Annotated in this window: 19 protein-coding genes, 1 tRNA gene and 1 pseudogene; 9 read left to right on the top strand and 12 right to left on the bottom strand. The window is 45.8% G+C overall.

Annotation, left to right across the window (positions count from 1 at the left end):
* Positions 1-640: 640 nt before the first annotated feature.
* Entirely contained in the window at positions 641-1,213 is a 573-nt protein-coding gene (locus QUA16_RS21765) for a DUF4360 domain-containing protein (protein ID WP_333105682.1), read from the top strand.
* Between the two features lie 260 nt (positions 1,214-1,473).
* Positions 1,474-1,746 carry a hypothetical protein gene (locus tag QUA16_RS21760; protein ID WP_333181333.1) on the top strand — a complete coding sequence of 91 codons (273 nt, stop codon included), beginning with the start codon at positions 1,474-1,476 and terminating at the stop codon, positions 1,744-1,746.
* Here the strand turns inward: QUA16_RS21760 and QUA16_RS21755 are convergent.
* The 3 genes from QUA16_RS21755 to QUA16_RS21745 form a co-directional block, all read right to left on the bottom strand.
* Positions 1,743-2,990 carry a URC4/urg3 family protein gene (locus tag QUA16_RS21755; protein ID WP_333105680.1) on the bottom strand — a complete coding sequence of 416 codons (1,248 nt, stop codon included), beginning with the start codon at positions 2,988-2,990 and terminating at the stop codon, positions 1,743-1,745. The genes QUA16_RS21760 and QUA16_RS21755 overlap by 4 nt on opposite strands.
* Complete coding sequence (locus QUA16_RS21750) at positions 2,987-4,069, bottom strand: adenylate/guanylate cyclase domain-containing protein (RefSeq protein WP_333105679.1); 1,083 nt, start codon at positions 4,067-4,069, stop codon at positions 2,987-2,989. The genes QUA16_RS21755 and QUA16_RS21750 overlap by 4 nt, the downstream gene beginning before the upstream one ends.
* A gap of 89 nt (positions 4,070-4,158) precedes the next feature.
* Entirely contained in the window at positions 4,159-5,406 is a 1,248-nt protein-coding gene (locus tag QUA16_RS21745; protein ID WP_333105678.1) for a GTP cyclohydrolase II, read from the bottom strand.
* Positions 5,407-5,818: 412 nt separating this feature from the next.
* On the opposite strand from QUA16_RS21745, the gene QUA16_RS21740 reads away from it, so the two are divergent.
* Positions 5,819-7,153 (top strand): cytosine deaminase, encoded by a 1,335-nt coding sequence (locus QUA16_RS21740; RefSeq protein ID WP_333105676.1) that lies wholly within the window; start codon positions 5,819-5,821, stop codon positions 7,151-7,153.
* A gap of 321 nt (positions 7,154-7,474) precedes the next feature.
* On the top strand, positions 7,475-8,149 hold the full coding sequence (queC, locus tag QUA16_RS21735) for a 7-cyano-7-deazaguanine synthase QueC (protein ID WP_333105674.1): 675 nt from the start codon (positions 7,475-7,477) through the stop codon (positions 8,147-8,149).
* Between the two features lie 105 nt (positions 8,150-8,254).
* Here the strand turns inward: queC and QUA16_RS21730 are convergent, their stop codons facing one another.
* Positions 8,255-8,584, bottom strand: a complete 330-nt coding sequence (locus tag QUA16_RS21730) for a hypothetical protein (protein WP_333105672.1) — start codon at positions 8,582-8,584, stop codon at positions 8,255-8,257.
* A 164-nt stretch (positions 8,585-8,748) separates the two neighbouring features.
* Between QUA16_RS21730 and QUA16_RS21725 the strand changes: the two genes are divergently transcribed.
* Positions 8,749-9,363, top strand: a complete 615-nt coding sequence (locus QUA16_RS21725) for a hypothetical protein (protein ID WP_333105671.1) — start codon at positions 8,749-8,751, stop codon at positions 9,361-9,363.
* A 7-nt stretch (positions 9,364-9,370) separates the two neighbouring features.
* Here QUA16_RS21725 and QUA16_RS21720 read toward each other — a convergent pair whose 3' ends face one another.
* A complete protein-coding gene (locus tag QUA16_RS21720) occupies positions 9,371-10,852 on the bottom strand; it encodes a hemolysin family protein (RefSeq protein WP_333105670.1) in 1,482 nt (493 codons plus the stop codon).
* A 68-nt stretch (positions 10,853-10,920) separates the two neighbouring features.
* Entirely contained in the window at positions 10,921-11,613 is a 693-nt protein-coding gene (locus QUA16_RS21715) for a hypothetical protein (RefSeq protein WP_333105669.1), read from the bottom strand.
* Positions 11,614-11,797: 184 nt separating this feature from the next.
* On the opposite strand from QUA16_RS21715, the gene QUA16_RS21710 reads away from it, so the two are divergent.
* Positions 11,798-11,870: transfer RNA gene (locus tag QUA16_RS21710), tRNA-Ile, on the top strand.
* Between the two features lie 255 nt (positions 11,871-12,125).
* On the opposite strand, the gene pyrR is transcribed toward QUA16_RS21710, so the two are convergent.
* The 6 genes and pseudogenes from pyrR to QUA16_RS21680 form a co-directional block, all read right to left on the bottom strand.
* A complete protein-coding gene (pyrR, locus tag QUA16_RS21705; protein ID WP_333105668.1) occupies positions 12,126-12,659 on the bottom strand; it encodes a bifunctional pyr operon transcriptional regulator/uracil phosphoribosyltransferase PyrR in 534 nt (177 codons plus the stop codon).
* Between the two features lie 255 nt (positions 12,660-12,914).
* On the bottom strand, positions 12,915-14,141 hold the full coding sequence (locus tag QUA16_RS21700; RefSeq protein ID WP_333105667.1) for a transposase: 1,227 nt from the start codon (positions 14,139-14,141) through the stop codon (positions 12,915-12,917).
* A pseudogene (locus QUA16_RS21695) lies at positions 14,125-14,748 on the bottom strand (IS607 family transposase). Before QUA16_RS21695 ends, QUA16_RS21700 begins: the two are co-directional and overlap by 17 nt.
* A gap of 118 nt (positions 14,749-14,866) precedes the next feature.
* Positions 14,867-15,946: an adenosylcobinamide-phosphate synthase CbiB gene (cbiB, locus tag QUA16_RS21690; RefSeq protein WP_333105685.1), complete on the bottom strand. Its 1,080-nt coding sequence runs from the start codon at positions 15,944-15,946 to the stop codon at positions 14,867-14,869.
* Between the two features lie 109 nt (positions 15,947-16,055).
* Complete coding sequence (locus QUA16_RS21685) at positions 16,056-16,457, bottom strand: GFA family protein (protein ID WP_333105666.1); 402 nt, start codon at positions 16,455-16,457, stop codon at positions 16,056-16,058.
* A 37-nt stretch (positions 16,458-16,494) separates the two neighbouring features.
* Positions 16,495-16,938: an RrF2 family transcriptional regulator gene (locus QUA16_RS21680; RefSeq protein ID WP_333055030.1), complete on the bottom strand. Its 444-nt coding sequence runs from the start codon at positions 16,936-16,938 to the stop codon at positions 16,495-16,497.
* A 265-nt stretch (positions 16,939-17,203) separates the two neighbouring features.
* On the opposite strand from QUA16_RS21680, the gene QUA16_RS21675 reads away from it, so the two are divergent.
* The 3 genes from QUA16_RS21675 (at position 17,204) to QUA16_RS21665 (ending at position 21,950) form a co-directional block, all read left to right on the top strand.
* The gene (locus QUA16_RS21675) at positions 17,204-17,593 is read left to right on the top strand and encodes an AbrB family transcriptional regulator (protein ID WP_172191324.1); all 390 of its coding nucleotides are present in this window, start codon (positions 17,204-17,206) and stop codon (positions 17,591-17,593) included.
* A gap of 121 nt (positions 17,594-17,714) precedes the next feature.
* Complete coding sequence (locus tag QUA16_RS21670; protein ID WP_333105665.1) at positions 17,715-17,912, top strand: hypothetical protein; 198 nt, start codon at positions 17,715-17,717, stop codon at positions 17,910-17,912.
* Between the two features lie 369 nt (positions 17,913-18,281).
* Positions 18,282-21,950, top strand: a complete 3,669-nt coding sequence (locus QUA16_RS21665) for a PAS domain S-box protein (protein ID WP_333181332.1) — start codon at positions 18,282-18,284, stop codon at positions 21,948-21,950.
* Positions 21,951-22,376: the final 426 nt, after the last annotated feature.

The following is a 22,376-nucleotide window of genomic DNA, read 5'->3' as shown; positions in this document are numbered from 1 at the left end:
GCCCGTCCTTTTTGGACGGGCGGGACGCCCATCCCACTTTCAAGAGTGGAAGTTATTTAATTCTCATTCCTTATCAGCCATCGAGGCATTCTTGACGAAAAAAAAACCGGTTTCAGCCGCCCCTGCGTCCGGGACTACTTATATCAAACCCCTATTGAAAATAGAAATACAGCGCTAATAAAATTCCCTCCGACAATTGCCTTTCATCCGTCCAGTGCGACACTAACTATGCGAGGTTGGAAAATACACAAATATGTCATTATCTCGTTTCCTCTCCTTCCCGCACTCTTCCTAATAAGGCAGATCCGGGCCCAAAAGCCTCCCCACTGGTTTCGCTGTCTCGCGCTCCATCCAAGCCCAATAACACAGATCCGGAGTTTTGCACCGAAACCTTCCGGAACTTTTACCAACCGATATGAATCTTAAGAAGTATCAACATACAACCTATTTTTTCGATTAATTCACTAATCGAAAAAACCTGAATAGGAACTGCCCATGAGGTCATAAGCTTGGCTTGACTGGCTTTTCATCTTGCAACATGAAGGCGGCAATATCCAAGTTTGAAAAACATTACCTAAATTCAGTTCCATTTTTTTAGGGTGCTCCTAACACACAACTGAACTTATTAAGGAGAACATCCATGAAGTTTGTAAAACTATTGCTAGCTACCGCATTAATGACTGCTTCTATCGGCCCCGCATTGGCTAATCCTGCAGTTCAAATTTTAGGTGCAAGCTACGGCGGTAGCGGTTGCCCCGATCGCTCCGCCAGCGTCAGCGTCAGCCCCGACGGTCAAGAACTCACCATCCTATTTGATAAGTTTGCAGCCCAAGGAAATGTCTCAACAGAAAGCCGAAAAAGCTGCAATCTGAGCATTCCCATCAAAGTACCCCAAGGCTACCAAATTTCTATCTACGATGCTGATTACCGCGGCTACGTGGCTCCTAGAACCACAGGCAACCTGCGGGCAGAATACTTTTTCGCTGGAGCCCGCGGCCCAGTTTTTAATCGGAATCTCAGCGGCGAAACTAACTACAATGTTCGAGATAGCTTAGCGACTGTAGCTAATGTTTGGTCTCGCTGCGGCGACAGTGTAAATATGAGAGTAAATGCTGCAATGACAGCCCGTGGTGCCGGCATGGCCACCGTTGACTCCTTCGATTTGGCTCATCGCGGTTTAGTTTATCACGTCCAATATCGCACTTGCCGCTAAGCAGCTTGTGGGAGTGTAGTGTGAGGTATTGTTTTCAGGTTGGAATTTGGAATTTTAAGTTTTAAGTTGGAAGAGGGAATAATTTTCCCTCTTCCTTCTTGCTTCTTCCCTCTTGCTTCTTCCCTTTTCCTTCTTCCTGACATCCGTTACATCTGATATCTTGCACCATTGTCAGCAACAGGCTTTCCGGCCTGTTCCACAAGAAAATTTATATTGTGTGGAACAGGCCGGAAAGCCTGTTCATAAAAAGCTAATTGAGAATGGTGCAACATATGAGTTACATCCGTTACATCCGTTACAAAATCCGTTGCCGAACTTCCCTCTTCCTGACATCCGTTACATCCGTTACATCCGTTATAGAATCCGTTGCCGAACTTCCCTTTTCCTTCTTCCTGACATCCGTTACATCCGTTACATCCGGTACAGAATCCGTTGCCGAACTTCCCTTTTCCTTCTTCCTGACATCCGTTACATCCGTTACATCCGTTACATCCGTTACAGAATCCGTTGCCGAACTTCCCTCTTCCCTCTAAAACACCGTCCCGTCACTTTCAATCTGAATTGGCGGAACTCCACCAGCCCTCAATTCGCCCGCAATTTTCCGCCCCGCCGCCCAAGTTCCTCCTTGCAAAATCTTCACCAGCGGCAATTGTTCCGCACTCAAATGCAGCTTTTCTCGAATAGCTGCGGCAATTTTATCTAAAAGATTGACAGTGAGCGATCGCCATTCTACTATAACTTCCGAATCCGGCAAGTAACTCAGCTCAAAAATAGCCGAATCTTTTGCCTGCAGCAGCCCGATATCCAAACACAAACCGCCGTTGCGGTACTCCGGCAATCCCGTTAACTCATCCAATCCCGCGACTTCTAAACCAAGTTCTTGCAGCGGTTCCAACAGGGAATAAGTCAACCACTGCGATAGTTTGTGAAACGGCACGAATTCATCTCCCAGATTTTCTCCTTGTAATGCCCGATGCCGCCAAACATCGCCTAAATTAACTCCACCAATCGCATATCTTCCCGGCCAAATTTCCCCAAAACCTGTCAAAACAGCGCTCAATACTTCAGTAGCATTCACAGTGTTGACTCCCGAAACCCCACTGTCGAGCAAGTATTTTGCTAAATTACCGGGACGCGGGTTTTCGCTGCCAAATAATAATGGATGCTGGCAAATCGCATTTCCCAAACGCTGCAATAATTCTAATCTGCCTGTTAAACCAACTAGGGGATTGTCTCGACTTACCTGAAATCCAGCAGCTAAGGTTTCTAGTTTTAATTGAGAAAGTCCGCGAGAATCAGCTTGCCAAGGAAAATCGGGATTGCTGGAAAAAACACCTTGACAAAACATCCGCAAGCTGGCTATTGCTAACCCTTCAGAACGGCGGAAAACCTGCCCGGTTTCTGGTTCGCAATACTGCCAATCTGCACCAGCACCGGCATCAAGCAAAACGCTGATAATTGCTAAATCAAATTTGATCTTAGCTTGCTCTATGAGTGCACATTCGGCTATGGCTGCATCCAATTCGGCGAGTCGCGACAAGTTGCCCGCTTCAAAATGTCGCCAGCGACTGTGAAAAGGAATGTTAAAATCGGGATATTGTTGGCGCGTTGTGTCAATTACATAATTTGCTGCTTTGTCGAGTTGGGATAAATCGACGCGGAAGTAGCGAAGTTTGTCCTGGCGGGCTAAATCAAAAAGCCGATCGCACTTTTGGCGAATAGCAGCCGGCGTTCTCAGATATTCTACAATCTCAAGTTCAATATTTTGCAACTTCATACAACCAAACAGCGGTAAACATCGTTTTCTTGAAAAAAGTCAAACTGACTGTAATCTAAAAGATTATCTAAAATCGCATTTTTATCGATTTTGATCAGCTTATATTCCCACTTCGACCCGCTGACTTCGCGTTTTATGTGATCGGAAACTATCACCGAGTTTTTTTCTTTTCCCGGAGATACTATTTTACTTAAATCTTCCAGTCTGTCGGCTATGTGAATATCTTTTCCGTAAGTGCAAGACCTAAATATATATAAATTTCCCTTAGCAACTCCCACCGACAAGCCACAAGGTATTTGATTGGCGTTAATAAAAAGTTTCCAATTTTCGCACAAACTTTCCATTGCTGCTAAGGCTGAGTGAGCTTCCGGGAAAGTCAATAAATGCGAATCACCAACAATACTCCGAATTGTTCCCCCGTATTCTTCGCAAATTGTTTTTTCAAAAGTATCAAAGTTGGTGAGCAAATATTCAACGTCTTTGATTGAATTAGATTCTTGATAAGCTATAAACCCTCTCAAATCTGCTTTAATTATTGCTTGATTCTTGATGATTCGCGTTTTGTAACTTTGGTCAACTTTGTAGACTTTTTCAGGTTCGCTCATCCCTTTCAAAGAAAACTCGTTGACAAAAGATGTTTGCACTTCTGCTTTGTTGAGGGCCAGCCATGCTGCTTGGGACAAATATATTTCATCCGGCGGAGTTACTGATTCTATGCGCGCTGTTAAATTCACCGTATCGCCAAAGATATCTTTATCTTGATGCAAGACATCTCCTAATGTAATCGACACGCGAATAGCCAATCTTTCGTCGTTGGCTTTGCTAGATTGTTGCGATCTCAATTCTTGCTGCATTTCTATCGCAGCCACAGCCGCGGCTGTGACGCTGGGAAAAATTATCCAAAATGAATCACCTTCCCCTTTAATCACGCTGCCTTCATTTCTGGCGCTAATATCTGAAACAAAAGTTTTATGCTCGTTTAACAAACTACTTAAGTCCGACTGAGATAATTTTTTGACTCTTGCGGTATATCCGCAAATATCTGTTTTTACGATCACACTAGAACGCAAATTAGCCATAACCTACCCTGACTGATCAAAAACCAGCAATAAATTTTATCTAGCAAAGACGCGATTGTTCGCGTCCCATCGGTCGCGTCTTTGCCCTCTTAATCTCCTAAATCGCGTCCGATCGCTCCTGCAAGAATTGTAGCATCTGGTACAGGGTCTGGCGTGTAGTAGCCGGCGGCTTTTTTGGCGACGATTTCGACTTGTGCGTCTGCGGGAATCCAATCTTCACGAATGGGGATGCGATCGACCACCTGAATGCCAGAATTGATAATCGCATTGTATTTCATATCGCTCATAGAAACTAAACTGTCAATGCGAGAGATCCCCAACCAGTGCAGCACGTCTGGCATTAGTTCTTGAAACCGCATATCTTGAACTCCCGCCACGCATTCAGTGCGCGTAAAATAGGCATCAGCGCGATCGCCACCTTCCTGCCGTTTTCTGGCATTGTACACCAAAAACTTAGTCACTTCCCCCAAAGCTCTCCCTTCCTTGCGGAAGTAAACAATTACCCCAGAACCGCCGGCTTGTGCCGTTTGGATGCAAATTTCAATCCCGTGTACCAAATAAGGGCGACAAGTGCAGATATCGGAACTGAAGACATCAGAACCGTTGCATTCATCGTGTACCCGTACCGCCAACTGCTTATCCGGGTCAGAAATATTCGCGACATCGCCAATAATATAAACCGTAGTTCCGCCAATTGGCGGCAAGAAAACCTGTAAGTCTGGCCGCGTCACTAAATCCGAGAACATTCCGCCTGTTTGCTCGAACAGGACACGGCGGAGAACGCTTTCTTGGGCCCCAATCCGCCTCGCAATTCCCGGCAAATACCACACCGGATCGATCGCAATTTTAGTTACTGCTAAATTGCCACCTGCTTTGACTATTTTGCCATCAATCTGCACTCGCCCCTTAGCGATGGCATCTTGCAATTCTGGCATATTAATGTGAGCTTTAGTGACAGCAATTGTCGGTCGAATATCATATCCCTCCTGGATAAATGAAGTATAAATTTCGCTGACCAACCCCCCAAAAGGATCGAGAGAAACAATCAAATTGCGATCGCCCCAACTCGGGTGCGGCCCGATGTGTGCGGCCGGAGAGGTGTTGGTAAAATCGGGGCGGTGATCTGCTTGGAGTGCGCCGGAAGCCACTGCTAGCGCTCGATAAACAGAGTAGGAACCCGAATGAGTGCCGATCGCATTCCGGTGAGACGATTTGGTGAGGCTGCCAATCACAGGCCCCCGTTTCAGCGGATCGATTTCTCCCCAGTAAATGGGATGAGGTTTTGTGCCGGCTCTGTCGGGATGGGATGTTAAAACTATATGCTTGGGTTTTGACACAGTTGTTTTTGGCTCTTGCTATGGATGCTGCTGTTAGTTGAAAGTGAAATTGCAATTTGAAGCAGTGATTTATGATAGCAAAAGGATTCGGGATCGGGAAGTATCCGGCATAGCCAAACTCGTGACGCTGATTTTCGCACAGTCATGAAAATATAAAAATTTTGCATAAGTGCTTCAGTGATTAAGGCTGAAGTACAAACAGCAAAGCTACCTATTTAATGCAAGTTTCTCTAGGAGTTATATTTTCTTTCTGCATGATATTTATTTAACTAACCGCAGAGGGCGCAGAGGGCACAGAGAATCTAGAAAAGAGAGAAAGAGGGGAAAAGAGATGGTCACAATTCCTGCGAGGGTTGTTATAGTTACAACTGGTAGCCGGGAATTACCAAGAAAATACTAACTCACAAAATTAATGTTGCCAAGTACATCTAATTATTTGCTCAAAAATGGTCGCGTACCCGCGTCTCTTCTAGAGATGAAATCGCTCGCGCCCTCCGCTTCTACTGTGGCGACAACGGGGAGTGAGAACAATTTTTGTTTGGTGGATTTGGAAATTGCAGCGGGTACGATCGCCCAAATTATCCCAGCAGGTACAAAACCTGTATCCTCCTCTGGAGATATCCCAGTTATAGATTTGCAGGGCGGCTTAGTTTGGCCTTGTTTTGTGGATATGCACACCCATTTAGACAAAGGCCACATTTGGGAACGATCGCCCAATCCCGATGGAACTTTTGCCAGCGCGATCGAAGCGGTAGGCGCTGATGCCCAAAAAAACTGGAATGCAGAGGATGTTTACCGGCGAATGGAGTTCGGACTAAAGTGCAGCTACGCCCACGGAACCAAGGCTATCCGCACTCACATTGACAGCGCGGGCGAACAGGGAACCGTTAGTTTGGGAGTATTTGAAGCGCTGCAAGCCGAATGGGGCGATCGGCTGATCTTGCAAGCTGTTTCCCTGGTTTCCCTCGACTATTTCCTGACACCCGTCGGCGAAAAATTAGCCGATCGCATAGCCCAAACTGGCGGCATTCTCGGCGGCGTCGCCTATATGAATCCCGACTTAGACAAACAACTCGATCGAGTTTTTGCCTTAGCCAAAGAACGAAATTTACACCTCGACTTCCACACCGACGAAAACGACGATCCAGATTCAGTAACACTGCGGGAAGTCGCAAAAACCGCCATCCGCCATAAATTTTCCGGTCAAATTATCTGCGGACACTGCTGTAGTTTAGCCGTACAACCGTCAGATTTAGTAACAGAAACTCTGGAATTAGTCAAGGAAGCCAATATTGGCATTGTCAGCTTGCCGATGTGCAACCTTTACCTGCAAGACCGAGAATCTCAGCATACACCGCGCTGGCGGGGTGTGACACTGCTGCACGAACTCAAAGCAGCCGGAATTCCCGTTGCAGTTGCTAGCGACAATTGTCGCGATCCGTTTTACGGATTTGGCGATCATGATGTTTTGGAAGTCTTTAATATGGCAGTCCGCATCGCTCATTTAGATAGGCCCTATGGAGACTGGCCCTGTGCAGTGACGAAGACTCCTGCAGATTTAATGGGATTGCCGAATTTAGGACGAATTGCAGTTGGTTTACCAGCAGATTTGATTTTATTTAAGGCGCGGAATTTCAGCGAATTGTTATCTAGATCCCAGGGCGATCGCACAGTTTTGCGGCAGGGAATTAAAATTGATACAACTTTGCCCGATTACCGCGAACTCGATGATTTATTAGCAATTTAAATCTGACATCCTGCATCAATCTCAAGCACAGGCAAGATGCCTGTGCCACAAAAGATGAATTTTCTTTCTACTGGTTCTACTCGTTACTAGGCTCTGCCTGGTAACGTAGATCCGGAGGCTCTGCCTCCAATTTTCTCGATCGCAATGCGAGGCAGAGCCTCTAGATATGGTTCCCAGGCAGAGCCTAGGAACCAGTTAGTTTTTAGGGTAAGGCGTGCAGTGCATACGCTACATTTAGATGTTCTGCACAACTATTATTATTGTCAAATTGCAACTAATTTGATATAAATATAAAAGCTAATTCGAGTGAGGATGTTTTAAGTGAAAGCAGTTATTTTATTGTCGGGAGGGCTGGATTCCTCAACGGTTTTGTATCAAGCCAAAGCCGACGGCTGCGAGTGTTACGCTATTTCCTTTGACTACAAGCAAAGACATCGGCGGGAGTTGGAATCAGCAAGGGCGATCGCACTTTCGGCCGATGTTAAGGCGCATCAAGTGGTAAACTTTGACCTAACGCTTTGGGGCGGTTCGGCTTTGACGGATAATGAGATGGAATTGCCGATCGATCGCAATCTTGCAGAAATGTCCCAAAACATCCCCATTACCTACGTTCCTGCTAGAAATACGATCTTTCTCAGCTTTGCCCTCGCCTACGCCGAAACTCTAGAAGCCGATCGCATTTACATCGGTGTCAACGCTTTAGATTATTCCGGCTATCCCGACTGTCGCCTCGATTACATCCAAGCAATGCAGGAAGTATTTCGGTTAGGAACAAAGCAGGGAAGAGAAGGAGAACCTATTAATATTGTAACACCTTTGATTGAACTTAAAAAAACCGAAATTATTCAATTAGGCAACAAATTAGGAGTGCCTTGGGAGCAAACTTGGTCTTGCTATGCAGGCGGGGAAAATGCCTGTGGCGTTTGCGATTCTTGTCGGTTGCGGCTGGCTGCTTTTGAGGAATTGGGATTAAAAGATCCGGTGCCTTACGCTTAAAGATGACTTACGCATTTCGTAGGGTGCGTCAGAGGTAAACCCTAATTATTTCGTACTCGCTTCAAGCCTGACGCACCTTACAAACAAAACTAAAATTTAGGCGGCTTATTTACCTTCCGGCTCATCCTCAACTTCCGGTTGACCCTGGTCTTCCTGGTCAAACCTAATTTCATTTTGCAGCGAATTCAATGGGACTAAAAGCAGATCAGCCATTTGCGATTGTCCTCTAGCCCTCAAGATTTCTATAGCTTTCTGAAAATCTTCAACTCCCCCCTGTTTTTCTCCAATTACAGCTCGAGTATGAGCACGAACCATATAAGCTTCTACAAAGTCAGGATTGATATTAATTGCTTGAGTAAAAGCTTCAGCAGCTTCCTTGTACAACCTTCTGCGACCGAGGTCGAATCCTTGTTGATAAAGTTCTTGAGCTTTCATAGCATTTCTTAATTTCTGCTGTTCATCGCGCTTGCATAAAGGATCGAGTCTATTGACTTTACCTGATGAATCAAGTATAAAACACCCTGGTTCTTCCTGAGCATTCGCTACAGTCTGAAAAAGAGGTAGACTAATTATTGATTGTTTTTTCCAAGCTAAAAATTATGTCTATTGAAGAGCGCCGAGGTATTGAATCTATTGACGTAAACCAAAATCTACTTCTCGTTCGCGCTCCTATTGAGTCAGTGGCGCAAAAGCTTAGTAGGGCGAGACGCGCGGATGTCTGGGAACGGGATATCTACGATCGCGAAATCGAAATTACGGCCGAAAGCTATATTGTATTTCAGTTCCGAGGACATCCTTGGACGATCGTTGAACAACTGAATTATCAGCCCGGTCACCTTGTATTTGGAGTAGGAGATGCTATCACCCTTTCCAGCTTCCCATCCACTCGCGCCCTCTACTACACAGGTAGCGACACTTGCGGCTATATTGGTTATAACTGCTACGACGGAGGTGCATTTGCAGAGATGCTGTACTTTGAAGCAGAAATGGATCTCCTATTCCTCTCTGACTTTCGTGAGGTCAAAGCTGAGGACATTGACAGTGCCTTTCGCTTTACTTACGCTTTTATGCAGGAGCAAGATATATATATTCCCAACGCACATTACGAAAATGTGAGGGCTGGCGATCGCATTAATTTACGCCCCAAAGGCCCGACGTTAGATGATTTAGTACGCAGCGACTTCGAGCGAGTAGATTATGTAGGTATTCGCTAAAATATTCTCAACTAGAAAATTTCGCCACACTACTCACCCCGCTATTCTTTCGCCCTTTCCCGACATTATTTTCCCCATCCGCTGCTGCAATTCCATCTAAAGTGCGATCGCCCGCAGCCCCTTCCAACAAGTGAATTTGAAGTTGATCCAACCGCGGCCCGGACACAGAAACAACCGTAAGTTCAACATTTTCGCCCCGCCAAACTTCCCCAGCAGCCGGCATTCTTTGCAACTGATAACTCAGAAAACCTCCAATTGTCTGATATTCGTCAGTTACTGGCAAATCCAAATTCAATATTTGATTCACATCATCTAAATTTAACTGCGCTTGCACTAAATAAGTGCGATCGTCCAATACTTGCAAAGCAATTTCTTTGCTGTCGGGCGACTCGTAGCTGCGGCCGATAATTTCGGCAATCAAATCCCTCAGTGTTACTAAACCGGAAATGCCGCCAAATTCATCAACTACGATCGCAATTTCTTCCGACGAACTCTGCATCAAAGGCAGCAGTTCCCCCAGCAGCATCATCTCCGGCACAAACCTCACCGAACGCATCCAAGGTACAATTGGCGTGTCGGGAGAGAGCAAACCTTCAGCTAGGGGTTTCGCAAGTTGTTTGAAGCCAATAATGCCGATAATGTCGTCTAAAGAATCTCCCGTCACGGGATAGCGGGAATGGTTGGAAATCGCCATTTCGTCGAGCAAATTTTGAAAGGTTGCCGTCTTCGGAAGTGCGACAATGCTAGGCCTCGGCACCATTACTTCTTGTACCCAAACTTCGCCAAATTCAAACACGTTGTTGAGCAATTCTCGCTTTTCTGCTTCCAAGCCGCTGGATTCGCTGGAGGTAGCTATAATTAATTGCAGTTCTTCGGGAGTAACCGGCCGATGCCTTAGATCGTATTCGATGCCCGCAAACCGCAAAAGCGATCGAGTAGATTGATTGAGAAACGACACAAAGGGATTGAACAAACGGGCAATCAATAAACTCGGAGGCCCTAAACTTCTGGCTAGCTGTTCGGAATACAGTAACGCTACAGATTTGGGGAAAAGTTCGCCCAGTACGATTTGCAGGTAAGCTAGCAACAAAAAAGTTACTATTGATATGCTAAAAGAATGGGCGATCGCCGACTTGATGTAAGTTGGCAGTGGCAAATAGCCGATCGCAGCTTGGACTAGCACGGCGATCGTACTTTCCCCAATCCAGCCGAGAGCTAAACTAGAAAGAGTGATTCCCAACTGCATTGTCGAAAGCAATCGCTCAATACTTTGCTGCAAAGATTGCACCGTTTGAGCTGCCACGTCGCCGGCATCCACTAACTGATTGATGCGCGATCGGCGTACCGTCACCATCGAAAACTCAGCCGCCACAAAAAAAGCATTGATCGCAATCAGCAACAGCACTGACAGCAACCGCGACAGCACCTCTGTCAAACTCATCGCGGGTAAATCAGATATCTCCTGCACTCTCGCCCCTAAAAGTGACACAATGCTTCCTAAAAAAACTTTATCGATCGAACCTGAGAATCCGTCTGCAGGTTTGGTCTTCTTTTATTTTACTTCGCCACTGGAATGCCAGATATTTGCAACTGAAGTTTTTGACCTGGATAATCTGTCAGCGTCAGCGAAACTTCCTTAGCATTTTCCAGCAAAGCTGTGGGAATACTCACCGTACCGTAAAACACCTGCCCGTTGGGGGGGAGTTCCGAGGGCAAATCCTCGGCAGTCGCGCTTAGGGCCCGGCCACGATCGTCAGTGACGTTCAAGAAACTGTAGAGAAACCTCACAGCTTGGGAGCCCTCATTTTTCATGCTCACGTCTAGCAGCATGGAATTGTTGCGCTGACTGGCCGCGCTCACTTCCAGAGTTATTCCCCCGTCGCGACTGTTCAGGGGAAACTTGGCGCTGGCATTTTGTGCAGCCGGTTTTTTGGCCGCGGCTGGTTTAGAGTTTGCCTTCTCTGTTTTAGTATTTGCCCCGGCCGTTGTTTTTTCTGGATCGCGACCTTCTATCCGTGCTTTGACGGTTGTGAGAATGTCTTTTTCTTTCAAAATGCTCACTTGGTCTTTGCTAGCCGTCGTTCCAGCCTTGCCACTGCCAGCATTGTTGCTGGGACGAACATCGGGTTGAGTCGTTCCTTGTAAGGCTTCGCGACCTATAGTAAATCCCCAAACAGAACTCGTCACGCCTGCTCCAAACATCAGAGCCAGCAGAATTAGAGTCAGCACTACCGTCGAATTCACTGCCATTGCCTATAAGTTTATGCCGAGTCGTAGAAACTGCTTTGTCCGGTCGATCGGCGAGAGCACATTGGCTAACAGGCGATCGGGACTCAGCAGATCTAAAGATTTTGATTTTTGTTCTCTAGTTCTAGCACGGACTGAGAAATTATGTTATAATTCATTTTGAGTTAGGTCGAAGAAATCGATTTAACGGCAGTTGGCCGAGCGGTTTAGGCAGCGAACTCATAATTCGCCCCAGGCAGGTTCAACTCCTGCACTGCCGATTTTTAAGAACATAGGACGCTCCGCGCGCGAAAAACCCGGTTTCTTCCTAGAGGCTTGCTTACCCAAAAGCCCCTATTCTGGTAGAAACCGGGTTTTTTACGTTGTCAGTGGGCGGAAACGAAGTATTTTGCTCAGTGATGGACGCAAAAAGTGGTTTGACGCGCTACTTACAGCCCACCCTACTTAGTTTATTTAGCTGGACTTTGTTTAACAGTCAGTTTTGCCCAATCTCAAATCTCAAATCTCAAATCGTATCAACCCTTAATTAACTCCACTCCGTCGCGCCCGTCGAGCTCTTGAACGTAAACCTTAACTTGTTCTTCCTTTGCAGTCGGCAACTTTTTACCCGTAAAATCCGGCTGAATCGGTACTTCTCGGTGGCCGCGATCGACTAATACCGCCAACCAAATTTTCTCCGGCCGCCCGTAATCGTTCACCGCATTCAAAGCCGCTCTAGTTGTTCTGCCTTTATATATAACGTCATCTACCAACACCACGGTTTTGCCCGTCAAATCGAAAGGAATTTCTGTTTTAGCCGGTGTCCGCATCGCAACTCGATCCAAGTCATCTCGGTAAAAGGTAATATCCAAAGCGCCCACGGATACTTTGACTTGTTCGAGGACTTCAATTTGATCTGCCAAAATTTGAGCTAAAGGCACTCCTCTACTATGAATGCCCAACAGCACTAACTCCGAGGGGTTCCCTGATTTTTCGACAATCTGGGAAGCGACGCGGGTGAGAGTGCGCCTCACTTCATCAGGGGATAAAATTTGGATAATTTTAGTCATTGGTTGCTGCGAGCTAATTGTTGGCTGTTGGCATATCGAACAATTGGAGATTTGAGATTTGAGATTTGAGATTTGAGATTGACTTGACAGATGAATCTGGGGGTTTGAACTCAAGTCAAAACTTTTTTTACTCCTGTCGGTGGCGGATCTCTGTCTTCTGCTGGGCTTACCCGGAACCGATGAAAAGCAGATGCTGCGATTGCAATGCTTGGAGCGCGAACAATAACAGAAATACGTTATTTATGCCTGATACTTTTAATTCAGACAATCCCCGACAATCGGTGAAAATATGAATATAGCACACTCATCAGACAGGTCCCAGAGTATGGTGGTATCCCACAAAGCTTTGAGAAAAATCCCCAAAGCACCATTAAAATCGCGGGGTATTTCATAACCACAATTGGGACATTTAAAACTTTTAGAGCCACCCAATTTTTTGTGAATATGACCGCATTTTGTACAAGTTTTAGAAGTGTATTCTTCAGTCACCCTAACCAATCTCAAACCGTAACGATTACAGAGATGTTCTAAGGTTTGGGAGAATTGATAGAATGCCCAAGTCATCATTGCTCTCGCCGACTTAGAATTGAGCTTGCGAGTACCTCTTGCCACCATCTGAGAAGTTTCAAAAGTAGGTAAGTAAATAACATCATAATTCCTAGCTAAGTGACTTGCTACTTGCTTGTGAATCTCAGAGCGTAGGTTTTTAATTTTTGTCCTCACCCTTTCCATAGCTTGTTTTAATCGATAGCGTAATCGAGAAAACTCGCTACCTTGAGAGCGACTAAGTTTTGATTGCATTTTGTCCAAATGTTGACACAGCCTAGCAATCTTGCCAAAGTCGTGTTTGCCAAATTCAGTAAAAGAATTACCATCAAACCCGGTCAAAAAACAACGCAGTCCTGGATCTAGTGCGATGGTCTTGCCACCATTTTTAGACTCTGGAACGTCCATATCTACAGGCATATTTACAAACCAGCGTCCCTTGTTGTAGGTGACTTCTACGGCTCTATCGTAGTTAATTAAGCAGAAATCTTGCCCAGTCCACAGAGCCTTCTCCAAACCTTTGCTAGCGTTGGTCATTAGATGACCGTTCTTATAGTCCCCCGGAGCGAACTGAATAGTCTGTTTTTGGGCTCGGATCGATCTGAATCGAGCTAACTTCAATCCGGCTAAAGGATTGATTTTTGCCTGTTTTCCTTTGCCTATTTGGGCGGGCTGCTTGTCGGTTTTCTTCCAAGCTGTATAAGCCTCAAAGAGTGCGTTATCTAAACCGTGAGCTATGCCTAATTCTTTGCACCACTCAGGGATTATCTGGTAGTCCAAGGTTTTACAAAAGCTCCGAAAAGCTTGCTTGCCTGAAGTTTTTAAAACTGGCTGATTAGTTTTTTTGTCCACGGTGTAATAGGTAAACTTTCCTTGATGTTGATTCAGATAAGCAATTGCGTTATTGTAAACTTTTCGATTAGCATGAATTCTCAATAGCCAGATTTTCTTCGTCTCCCCCTTTGGATAGACTCGGTACGTCAGAGTCTTCAATGATTTGCTTTTTGTACTTTCTGAGTCCGTACAATCGGCAACGGTCGCCGTGGATAATTGCGAGTAGGTCTTCAACCATTTCTCTTTCTGGACTAAGTGAACTATTGTTGAGAACCAAAATCTTACACCCGCCCCGCTCCGCGAACCATGAGATAAGATCGAATCCGAACCGGCATAATCTATCTTTTGAGGCAACGACAACCATTCCGATGTCGCCTGTGTAAATGTGTTCCAGTAAGGTGACAAGACCTTTTCTTTTGAAGTTGAGGCCACTCCCGATGTCTTGGATGATTTCGCATCCGGGGTAGCGAGACAAAAGAAAGTCAGCCTGTCGAATAAGGTCGGCTTTTTGACTTCGACTGCTAACTCAGGCGTAGAGGATGGTTGGTTTAGTAGATGGAATATTGACAACTGAGTCTCCGTCGTAGCGTCGCTGTCCTGACGGCGTTCGGTATGCTTTGATTTTCCCTTCTTTTTCCCACCTTTCAAGGGTTTTTGAACATACTCCAAGTCGTTGAATAGCGATTCTTGGTGGTACATATGTGGACATATTGGGTTTTTTGAGTGAATTATCTCAGTCTACATCAATTGTCTGCCTTATGGCGGGAAATGTCTAATAAAAACTCGTCCTGGAGATTACTCCTGGACTGTGCGGGTGAGGTCATCAGTTAGCGACTCACACATAATAAGGTATAAAAAAGCAATGATAGTCCCAACCAAATCAGAAAGCAATACCGAGTTAATTGCAATGCTTGGCAAATTAGCGGCGCTGCGATCGGGTGAACCGGCTCGCCTAACAGCGGTTTGTGTTTGAGAACTCCGCGATAGGAATTGGTCCCTCCTAGTTGTACTCCCAAGATGGCGGCGTAAACGCACTCGCTCCAACCGGAATTGGGACTGGCATCTTTAACAGCATCTCTCTGACAAATTTGCCAAATGTAAATCGGTTTGCCAGATATAACGGCTAAAGTAATCACTGTTAGCCGGCAAGGAATCCACGTCAGCACGTCTTCTAGTTTGGCGCTAAACCATCCTAAATCAGTGTATGGTGCTTCTTTGTAGCCGACGGTAGAATCTAATGTGCTGGCTGCTTTGTAAGCGATCGCCAAGGGAACCATCGCACTCGCCCACATCGAGTTAGGATCGATCGGGCGATCGGTAACACTTAATAATAGATGCGGCAGAGCGAACCCAAGTAAGGCATAAAATAGCGGTGCTGTCACGCCATCGACTGCATTCTCTGTTACAGTTTCTAACACGGCTCGCAGAATTTCTGCCTCGGATAAGTTTTCGGTATCCCGGCCGACGTAAAGGCTCAACCTTTCTCGCGCCTTGACTAAATCTCCAACATTTAAAGGTGCTAGCACATCCTCTGCTGCGGCCCTCAAACTGCGACCTGCAAAACAGCTTGCGAGCAAAATGGTCTGTAGGGCAATACCTAAAAGAGGATGCACCCAACTAGCAGCTTGGACGATCGACCAACTGACAGTATAACTGCCTACAATCAGCCCGATCCCTAGTATTGTACCAGCACCTCGTAGCAGCATTTTGTGCCGCTCGCCAGCGTGACTAGCACCTGCTTCAGGCATTTTACCTGCGGGATTATTCCATATATTAAAGACAAATCGAGTATAGCGGTCGATCGCCCAACCCATCGCCTGCACGGGATGCGGCCAACCCCAAGGATCGCCGATCGAATAATCCAACACCGCAGCTAAAATCAAAACAGGAAATTCATCCGGCATCATTATATATTGTGTCAAACTTGATAGTCCGGCCGAGCAGGAGCGATCGCAATGGTAGCGCAGGTTTTAACTACTGCTACCCTTGCGGAGGCAAGATTTTTGAGCTGCAATTTTAAAGGCTGAGATTACTTTCGTCGCGGAGCAAGTGTACGTTCTGCTCCCAATTAACACCGTCAAAGGGTAGGATCTGAAAGTGTTCGATGGCATAGTCGTCAAGACAGCGGACGTTGACATCGAAATGATCGGGATGCGATCGGGGGCGATAGAACGAGTGAATGCCGCAAATTCGGCAGAAAGTATGTTGAGCAGTTCCTGTATTAAATGTATAGGTGGTCAAAACATCTTCGCCACTGAGCAAGGTAAAACGTTCCGGCGGCACAATGAGGTGCAAAAATCCCTTCTTTTTACAGATAGAGCAGTTGCAATCAGATGCTTCGTGTTTGTCAACGGCGACACGGAAGCGGACAGCACCGCAGTGACAGCCGCCAAAGTAGGTAACAAGTGTTGCGTCCATGTGTGCTTGCTGGCGATCGAATGAATGAACTTACCATTTAAATGATAAAGCTAGTTTCTTCCCCAAGAGCCGCTTGCCAACTGCGGACATCATAGTATAGGTCTTCGAGGGAAATACTGTACAGCGCTTCGGCAAGTTTTTTGTGCAATCGGTTCCACAAACTGAATGTTACCCAGTCCTCTGCTTGCGTCGCGTCGGGAAAATGTCGAGGTAAAGGTTCAATAGTTTCACCTACAGCCTCTAAGATTTGTCCTAAAGAGATTTGAGCGGGCATGCGGGCCAATTGATATCCTCCTTGGGCACCCCGAACTGATTGGACTAAACCGGCTCGTCGCATTTCAATCAGCAATTTTTCTAGATACGGAGCCGGTAACTCCTGTCGCTTCGCTATCGATTTCACCGATGTCGGGCCAAAGCGAGGTTGCAAACTTAGATCCAGTAATGCTTTGACACTGTAGTGTCCGCGTGTGGTTAACTTCATGGGATTTTAAGAGCGGGGCAAATATTCAGCTAGCTGATAGCTGATAGCTTATGCTACCGAGTTTAGAGATTGCTCGCACCGGTTGCAGCTACTCCTCAAGAAAGACTGCAGGTTGTTAAAAATATTTAGATAATAGTGGTTAACAATTGAGCCGATCGGTGTAATATAGTTTTACGACCAGCTATAAAGCTAAAGTTTCTTGGTCAAACCCAAAACCAACCGAGAAAAAATCCGTACACCAGTTGAATATTTCAGGACTCAGTAAATGGCTAAAAAGAAAAATATCGAACCCCTTGAAGGCGAAGATCTGATCAAAAAGGTCAAAGACCTAGAGAACCTTACCAAGGAAGAAAAAGCTAGAGCCTGTGGCTACTACACCGTTACCAAGAACGGCGTAGAACGGGTCAACATGATGAAATTCCTGAATGCGCTGATTGATGCAGAAGGCATTCAGCTAGACGGGAAGCAAAACGGCAATGGACGCGGCGGACGCTCTGCCAGCTATCGGATTAGCGTTCAATCTAACGGCAACTTACTGATTGGAGCGGCCTACACCAAACAGATGGAACTCCAGCCAGGAGATGAATTTGAAATCTCTCTGGGACGCAAGCACATTCACCTGCGCCAAATCGATCGAGAAGAAGAAGTATCCTAGGCCTTTACGACTTGCTTTGACTTCTTGCTTGAACTTCTTGCTTGAATTAGTTGGTTTGACTTCAAGCATTGACTGCAAGCAGAGAGTTGGCTCTGAAATCTTTCTGTGAGCCTAAAACACTATGGCTTCTATAGATGGCAATGGCTCGACAAAAGCCACTGCCACCACTTTATATTTTCCGAGAATACCTATTCTCGCCCCTCGCTATATCCGTTTGGACAAGCGGGGGATTTTCCGCGTAGCTGTTAAAGAGAAGTTCGGCAACGGATTTTGTACCGGATGTAACGGATGTAACGGATGGATGTTCGGCAGCCAATAGTGTACGGGATTTAACGGATGTAATTGATGAACCGAAGAGGTTTGAAGGAAGAATTAGGTTGGGTTGAGCTAGGAAACTCACCAAAGCAAGAAAATGGCGGAGGTATTCTGGGCCAAGAGTGCGTAATACGAGTTTAAAAAAAAGAATGCAACTGTGGGCAAACTCCAAAGCACGAGCTTCCTCATTCATCGCCAATTATTTAATCTCAAATCTCAAATCTCAAATCTAAAATGGTATAAGTCTCGTGCTTGCTCCTGATTGGTGTGTGTGTGGGAGGGGTATTGAGGGCAAGGAAACACCTCGATCGCCCCTAAGTGAAATTACAGGCTGGAACAGTTAAAGTGTTAGGGAGCAATTAGTCATCAGCCTATGCCGTTGCCCCGATTCGCGAGTAAAACTTCTCAACACCAAATAAAAATCTCCCTCCGTCGCCTTCTAGTAGCCTCTTTTGTGCTGCAAATCGTCACAGCAGTTGCGATTGTCGGGTATCTGTCCTTTCGCAACGGAGAAAGAGCAGTCGAAGAGCTCGCCGAGAAATTGATCGCGGAGACGGGAAAGAGAGTGGAAGAAAAGCTGATTTCTTTTCTCGAACCTACCCAGTGGGTAAATAAACTTAACGCTGAAGCGATCGAGCGCGGTGAATTAAACTTACAGTTAGAAAAGCCGCAGCCTCGGGGAGAGAAGTTCCTCTGGCAACAAATGCGATCTTTTAAAAGCATTCAATGGATTTCCCTCGGTGCTGAAAAATCAGGGGAATATCTCGGCATTTGGCGCAACCCCACGGATAACAGCTTGCAAATTGTCGCGGCGAACAAGTCTACCAACTTTCAGAGCATATACTACGCTACAGACGGCAACGGCACTCGCACCGCTAAATTAAAGGCAGAACCCGGAATCTACGATGCCCGTCTCCGCCCCTGGTACAAAGAAGCTGTCGCAGCTAACAAACCCATTTGGACGAGTATTTATCCGGGTTTTACTCCTGGGACTGTTTTTATTGCTGCTAGCCAACCGATTCGCGCTCGAAATGGTAAATTGCTGGGAGTTAGTGCCGTAGACTTTTCGCTCTCGGATCTTCAGCAATATCTCCATCGCATCAAGCTTAGCAAAACGGGACAAATTTTCGCGATCGAACGATCGGGCTTGCTGGTTGCCAGTTCAAGTCAAGAATCACCCTTTAGAAAGATGTCGGGAAAGCAGCAACTCCAGCGGCTGAATGTTTTAGACAGCCAAACTCCTGTCATTCGCACCGCAGCCGAGTATTTGTACGAACACTTCGGGGGCTTTGGCGACATTAAGCAGCGGCAGCAACTGCAATTTAGCCGAGACGGGCAGGCATATTTTGTGGAAGTGCTGCCGTTTTCTGATGTTTACGGTTTGAACTGGCTGATTGCGATCGCAGTTCCTGAATCCGATTTCATGGGGCAAATTAACAAAAATACGCGCACTACAATTTTACTTTGTTGGGGGGCGCTGCTGCTATCGACAATTGCTGGAGTGCTGACAGCGAGGTGGGTAACGCTGCCACTGCTGCGGCTCAACGAAGCAGCTAAAGATATTGCTGCCAGAAAGTTCGATCGCGCTGTTGCTGTCAGCAGGCTTGATGAAGTTGGGGAATTAGCGCAGTCTTTCAATGAGATGGCAGCTCAACTGAAACAGTCTTTTCAAGCTTTGGCAGAAAGTGAAGAAAAATTTGCCCAACTGGTAGAAAATTTGCCCGTTGGAGTCTCGACGATCAATCCGGGCGGCGCAGTTATTTTCATGAATTCCGCTGGAGAGCAAATATTAGGCAGGGGAGAAATGCCCGATGCCACCGCAGCAGAGCTACCACAAGCTTATCAAATTTATATAGCAGGCACTAATCAACTTTACCCGGTCGAGCAAATGCCGTTTGTGCGGGCGTTGAGTGGCTTGGAGGTGATTGCTGAAGATATGGATATTCGCCGAGACGGGAAAAATATTCGTTTGGAAGTGCGAGCGCTGCCGGTGTTTGACGGTGCGGGGAATATCCTTTATGTTATTACTGTTTTTAAAGATATTACGGCTCGCAAACACGCAGAGCAAATATTGGCTGACTACAACCGTACCCTCGAAATTGAAGTAGTCGATCGCACGAGGGAGCTAGCCTCGATCAATGCCCGCTTGCAGCTCGAAATTGAGGAGCGCCAGCAAGCTGAAAAAATTATCCGTCAAGAGCGCGACTTTAATTTAAAGATTATCGAAAATTCTCCGATTTTTTTTGTGGCGATCGACTCTGAGGGTAAAATCCTGCTGGCGAATAACAGTATGCTGGAAGCGGTGGGCTATACTGCCACAGAAGTTGCAGGCAAAGATTACTTAGCTACATTTGTACCCCCAAGCGATCGAGCCGGATTACATTCAATTTTTACGGGCGTAACAGCGCGGGAGCAAACGGTTAACGAACATCGCATTCTCACTTCGGACGATCGGACTTTGTTAGTCGAGTGGCACGGCACACCGGTGCTAGACGAAGGTGGCCGCCTGGATTTCTTGTTTGGATTTGGGATTGATATTGGCGATCGCAAACAAGCAGAATTAGCCTTGCAAAAAAGCGAAGCTCTGTTTCACAAATTAGCGAACACTGTTCCCGGAGAACTTTACATCTTCGTGCAGCATCCCGACGGCTCAGTCAAGATGGAATATATCAGTCCTCGATGCCGAGAAATTCAAGAATTAGAGCCGGAGGAAATCCAGAACAACTCTGCTTTACTCTACGAACAAATGCACCCGGACGATCGATCCAGTCACTTCGAGGCAATTGTCAAAAGTGCCACTGATCTAGAACTATTTTCCCACGAGTGGCGGATTGTGACAGCATCGGGAAAACTCAAATGGCTGCAAGGTTATTCTCGACCAGAATTGCGCGAAAATGGAGATATTGTCTGGCACGGCATAATTATTGATACGAGCGATCGCAAACAAGCAGAACAAGAACTCCAACAAGCCAAAGAAGCCGCAGAAGCTGCCAACAAAACTAAAAGCCTCTTTCTCGCCAACATGAGCCACGAATTGCGAACCCCCCTCAACGCCATTCTCGGCTTCGCTCAATTAATGGAACCCAGCGCTAATTTAACTTTGCCGGAAAAAGAAAATATCCAAATTATTCGCCGCAGCGGAGAACACCTGCTCCAACTGATCAATCAAGTCTTAGACTTATCTAAAATTGAAGCTGGGCGCATGACACTCAACGCCAAACTTTTTGACTTGTACCGCTTGCTGGGGGACGTGCAGAATATGTTTCAAATTGCGGCGAAAAATAAAGGATTGCAAGTAATTATTGACTGCTCTTCCGATGTCCCCCAATACGTGCAAAGTGATGAGGTTAAGTTGCGACAAGTGTTGATTAATCTCTTAGATAATTCGGTTAAATTTACCCCCAAAAATGGTTCAGTTTCAGTCACAGTTTGGCAAAATAAATCCGGAAAAATTAACCCTACAAAAAACGATTTTTTAAATGTTGCGGAACATCAAAAAATAGTTTTTATTGGCTTTGAAATAGCCGATACAGGAGTTGGTATTTTGCCGGAACAATTAGAAAGCATATTTGAATTATTGGTGCAAACTTCATCAGAAAAAAAAGTTCAAACAGGTACGGGTTTAGGATTAAACATCAGCCGCGAGTTCATAAGATTAATGGGGGGCGACATTACTGTCGAGAGCGAAGTGGGACACGGCACAGTCTTCAAATTTGACATTCAAGTTGTTAGCGCAGCGGGTGCTGGTGAAGCGATCAATAAATATGTTCAAGTCAATGATTTATCGCCGATTTCAAGTATGGTACAAGAAAAAATATCTGATAGTGCTGCAATATTTACGCTGGACTCCAAGCCGAAAGTTTCCTCAGAATGGACGAGCAATCTAAAACAGGCCGTCCGTGAGGCTGACTTCGACTTGATTGCCAAAAGTATTGAGGAAATCGGTATCGATAATGATGTTTTTGCGGAAGCTCTGATGAATCATCTATATAATTTTGATTATCAAAAAATACTAGATTTGATTGCTGAAATTGAGCTGTAGGTTGCGCCGAAGATTAACTTATACAGCCTTTCTCAGTAACAGTGCGGTACGGTTGAGAATTGTCAGGTAATCAGTAGACAAGAGTGCCTAAATTTTTGATGGATAGACAAACCAAACCGCAGATTAAGGCAGATGAACACAGATTAACGCAGATAATTTCTATATCTGCGGGCTATTGGCAATAGATATGGAATTGCTCGCCCGCGTACCTCACGAAAGTTGAGAAAGGCTATATAATAATAATAATTATTATTATTGTTGATTTGCAGCTAATAATTTAGGAATGAGAATTAAATAACTTCCACAAGTTTGTGGGATGGGCGTCCCGCCCGTCCAAAAAAGACGGGCGGGACGCCCATCCCACAATAACAATTAAATTGGTAAGTTATTTAATTCGCGATCCTTAGTCAGTCCTGGACTCAAGAA

Origin of the sequence: Microcoleus sp. S13_C3 (assembly GCF_036700905.1) — a bacterium.
Lineage (GTDB): Bacteria > Cyanobacteriota > Cyanobacteriia > Cyanobacteriales > Microcoleaceae > Microcoleus.
This window is presented reverse-complemented; position numbering and strand designations above follow the sequence as displayed.

Excerpts from the sequence above, each read along its gene's own strand:
- QUA16_RS21765 (WP_333105682.1), top strand. The coding sequence starts at position 641 with ATGAAGTTTGTAAAACTATTGCTAGCTACCGCATTAATGACTGCTTCT.
- QUA16_RS21760 (WP_333181333.1), top strand. The coding sequence starts at position 1,474 with ATGGTGCAACATATGAGTTACATCCGTTACATCCGTTACAAAATCCGT.
- QUA16_RS21755 (WP_333105680.1), bottom strand. The coding sequence starts at position 2,990 with ATGAAGTTGCAAAATATTGAACTTGAGATTGTAGAATATCTGAGAACG.
- QUA16_RS21750 (WP_333105679.1), bottom strand. The coding sequence starts at position 4,069 with ATGGCTAATTTGCGTTCTAGTGTGATCGTAAAAACAGATATTTGCGGA.
- QUA16_RS21740 (WP_333105676.1), top strand. The coding sequence starts at position 5,819 with ATGTTGCCAAGTACATCTAATTATTTGCTCAAAAATGGTCGCGTACCC.
- QUA16_RS21730 (WP_333105672.1), bottom strand. The coding sequence starts at position 8,584 with ATGAAAGCTCAAGAACTTTATCAACAAGGATTCGACCTCGGTCGCAGA.
- QUA16_RS21725 (WP_333105671.1), top strand. The coding sequence starts at position 8,749 with ATGTCTATTGAAGAGCGCCGAGGTATTGAATCTATTGACGTAAACCAA.
- QUA16_RS21715 (WP_333105669.1), bottom strand. The coding sequence starts at position 11,613 with ATGGCAGTGAATTCGACGGTAGTGCTGACTCTAATTCTGCTGGCTCTG.
- pyrR (WP_333105668.1), bottom strand. The coding sequence starts at position 12,659 with ATGACTAAAATTATCCAAATTTTATCCCCTGATGAAGTGAGGCGCACT.
- cbiB (WP_333105685.1), bottom strand. The coding sequence starts at position 15,946 with ATGATGCCGGATGAATTTCCTGTTTTGATTTTAGCTGCGGTGTTGGAT.
- QUA16_RS21685 (WP_333105666.1), bottom strand. The coding sequence starts at position 16,457 with ATGGACGCAACACTTGTTACCTACTTTGGCGGCTGTCACTGCGGTGCT.
- QUA16_RS21680 (WP_333055030.1), bottom strand. The coding sequence starts at position 16,938 with ATGAAGTTAACCACACGCGGACACTACAGTGTCAAAGCATTACTGGAT.
- QUA16_RS21675 (WP_172191324.1), top strand. The coding sequence starts at position 17,204 with ATGGCTAAAAAGAAAAATATCGAACCCCTTGAAGGCGAAGATCTGATC.
- QUA16_RS21670 (WP_333105665.1), top strand. The coding sequence starts at position 17,715 with ATGGCTTCTATAGATGGCAATGGCTCGACAAAAGCCACTGCCACCACT.
- QUA16_RS21665 (WP_333181332.1), top strand. The coding sequence starts at position 18,282 with ATGCCGTTGCCCCGATTCGCGAGTAAAACTTCTCAACACCAAATAAAA.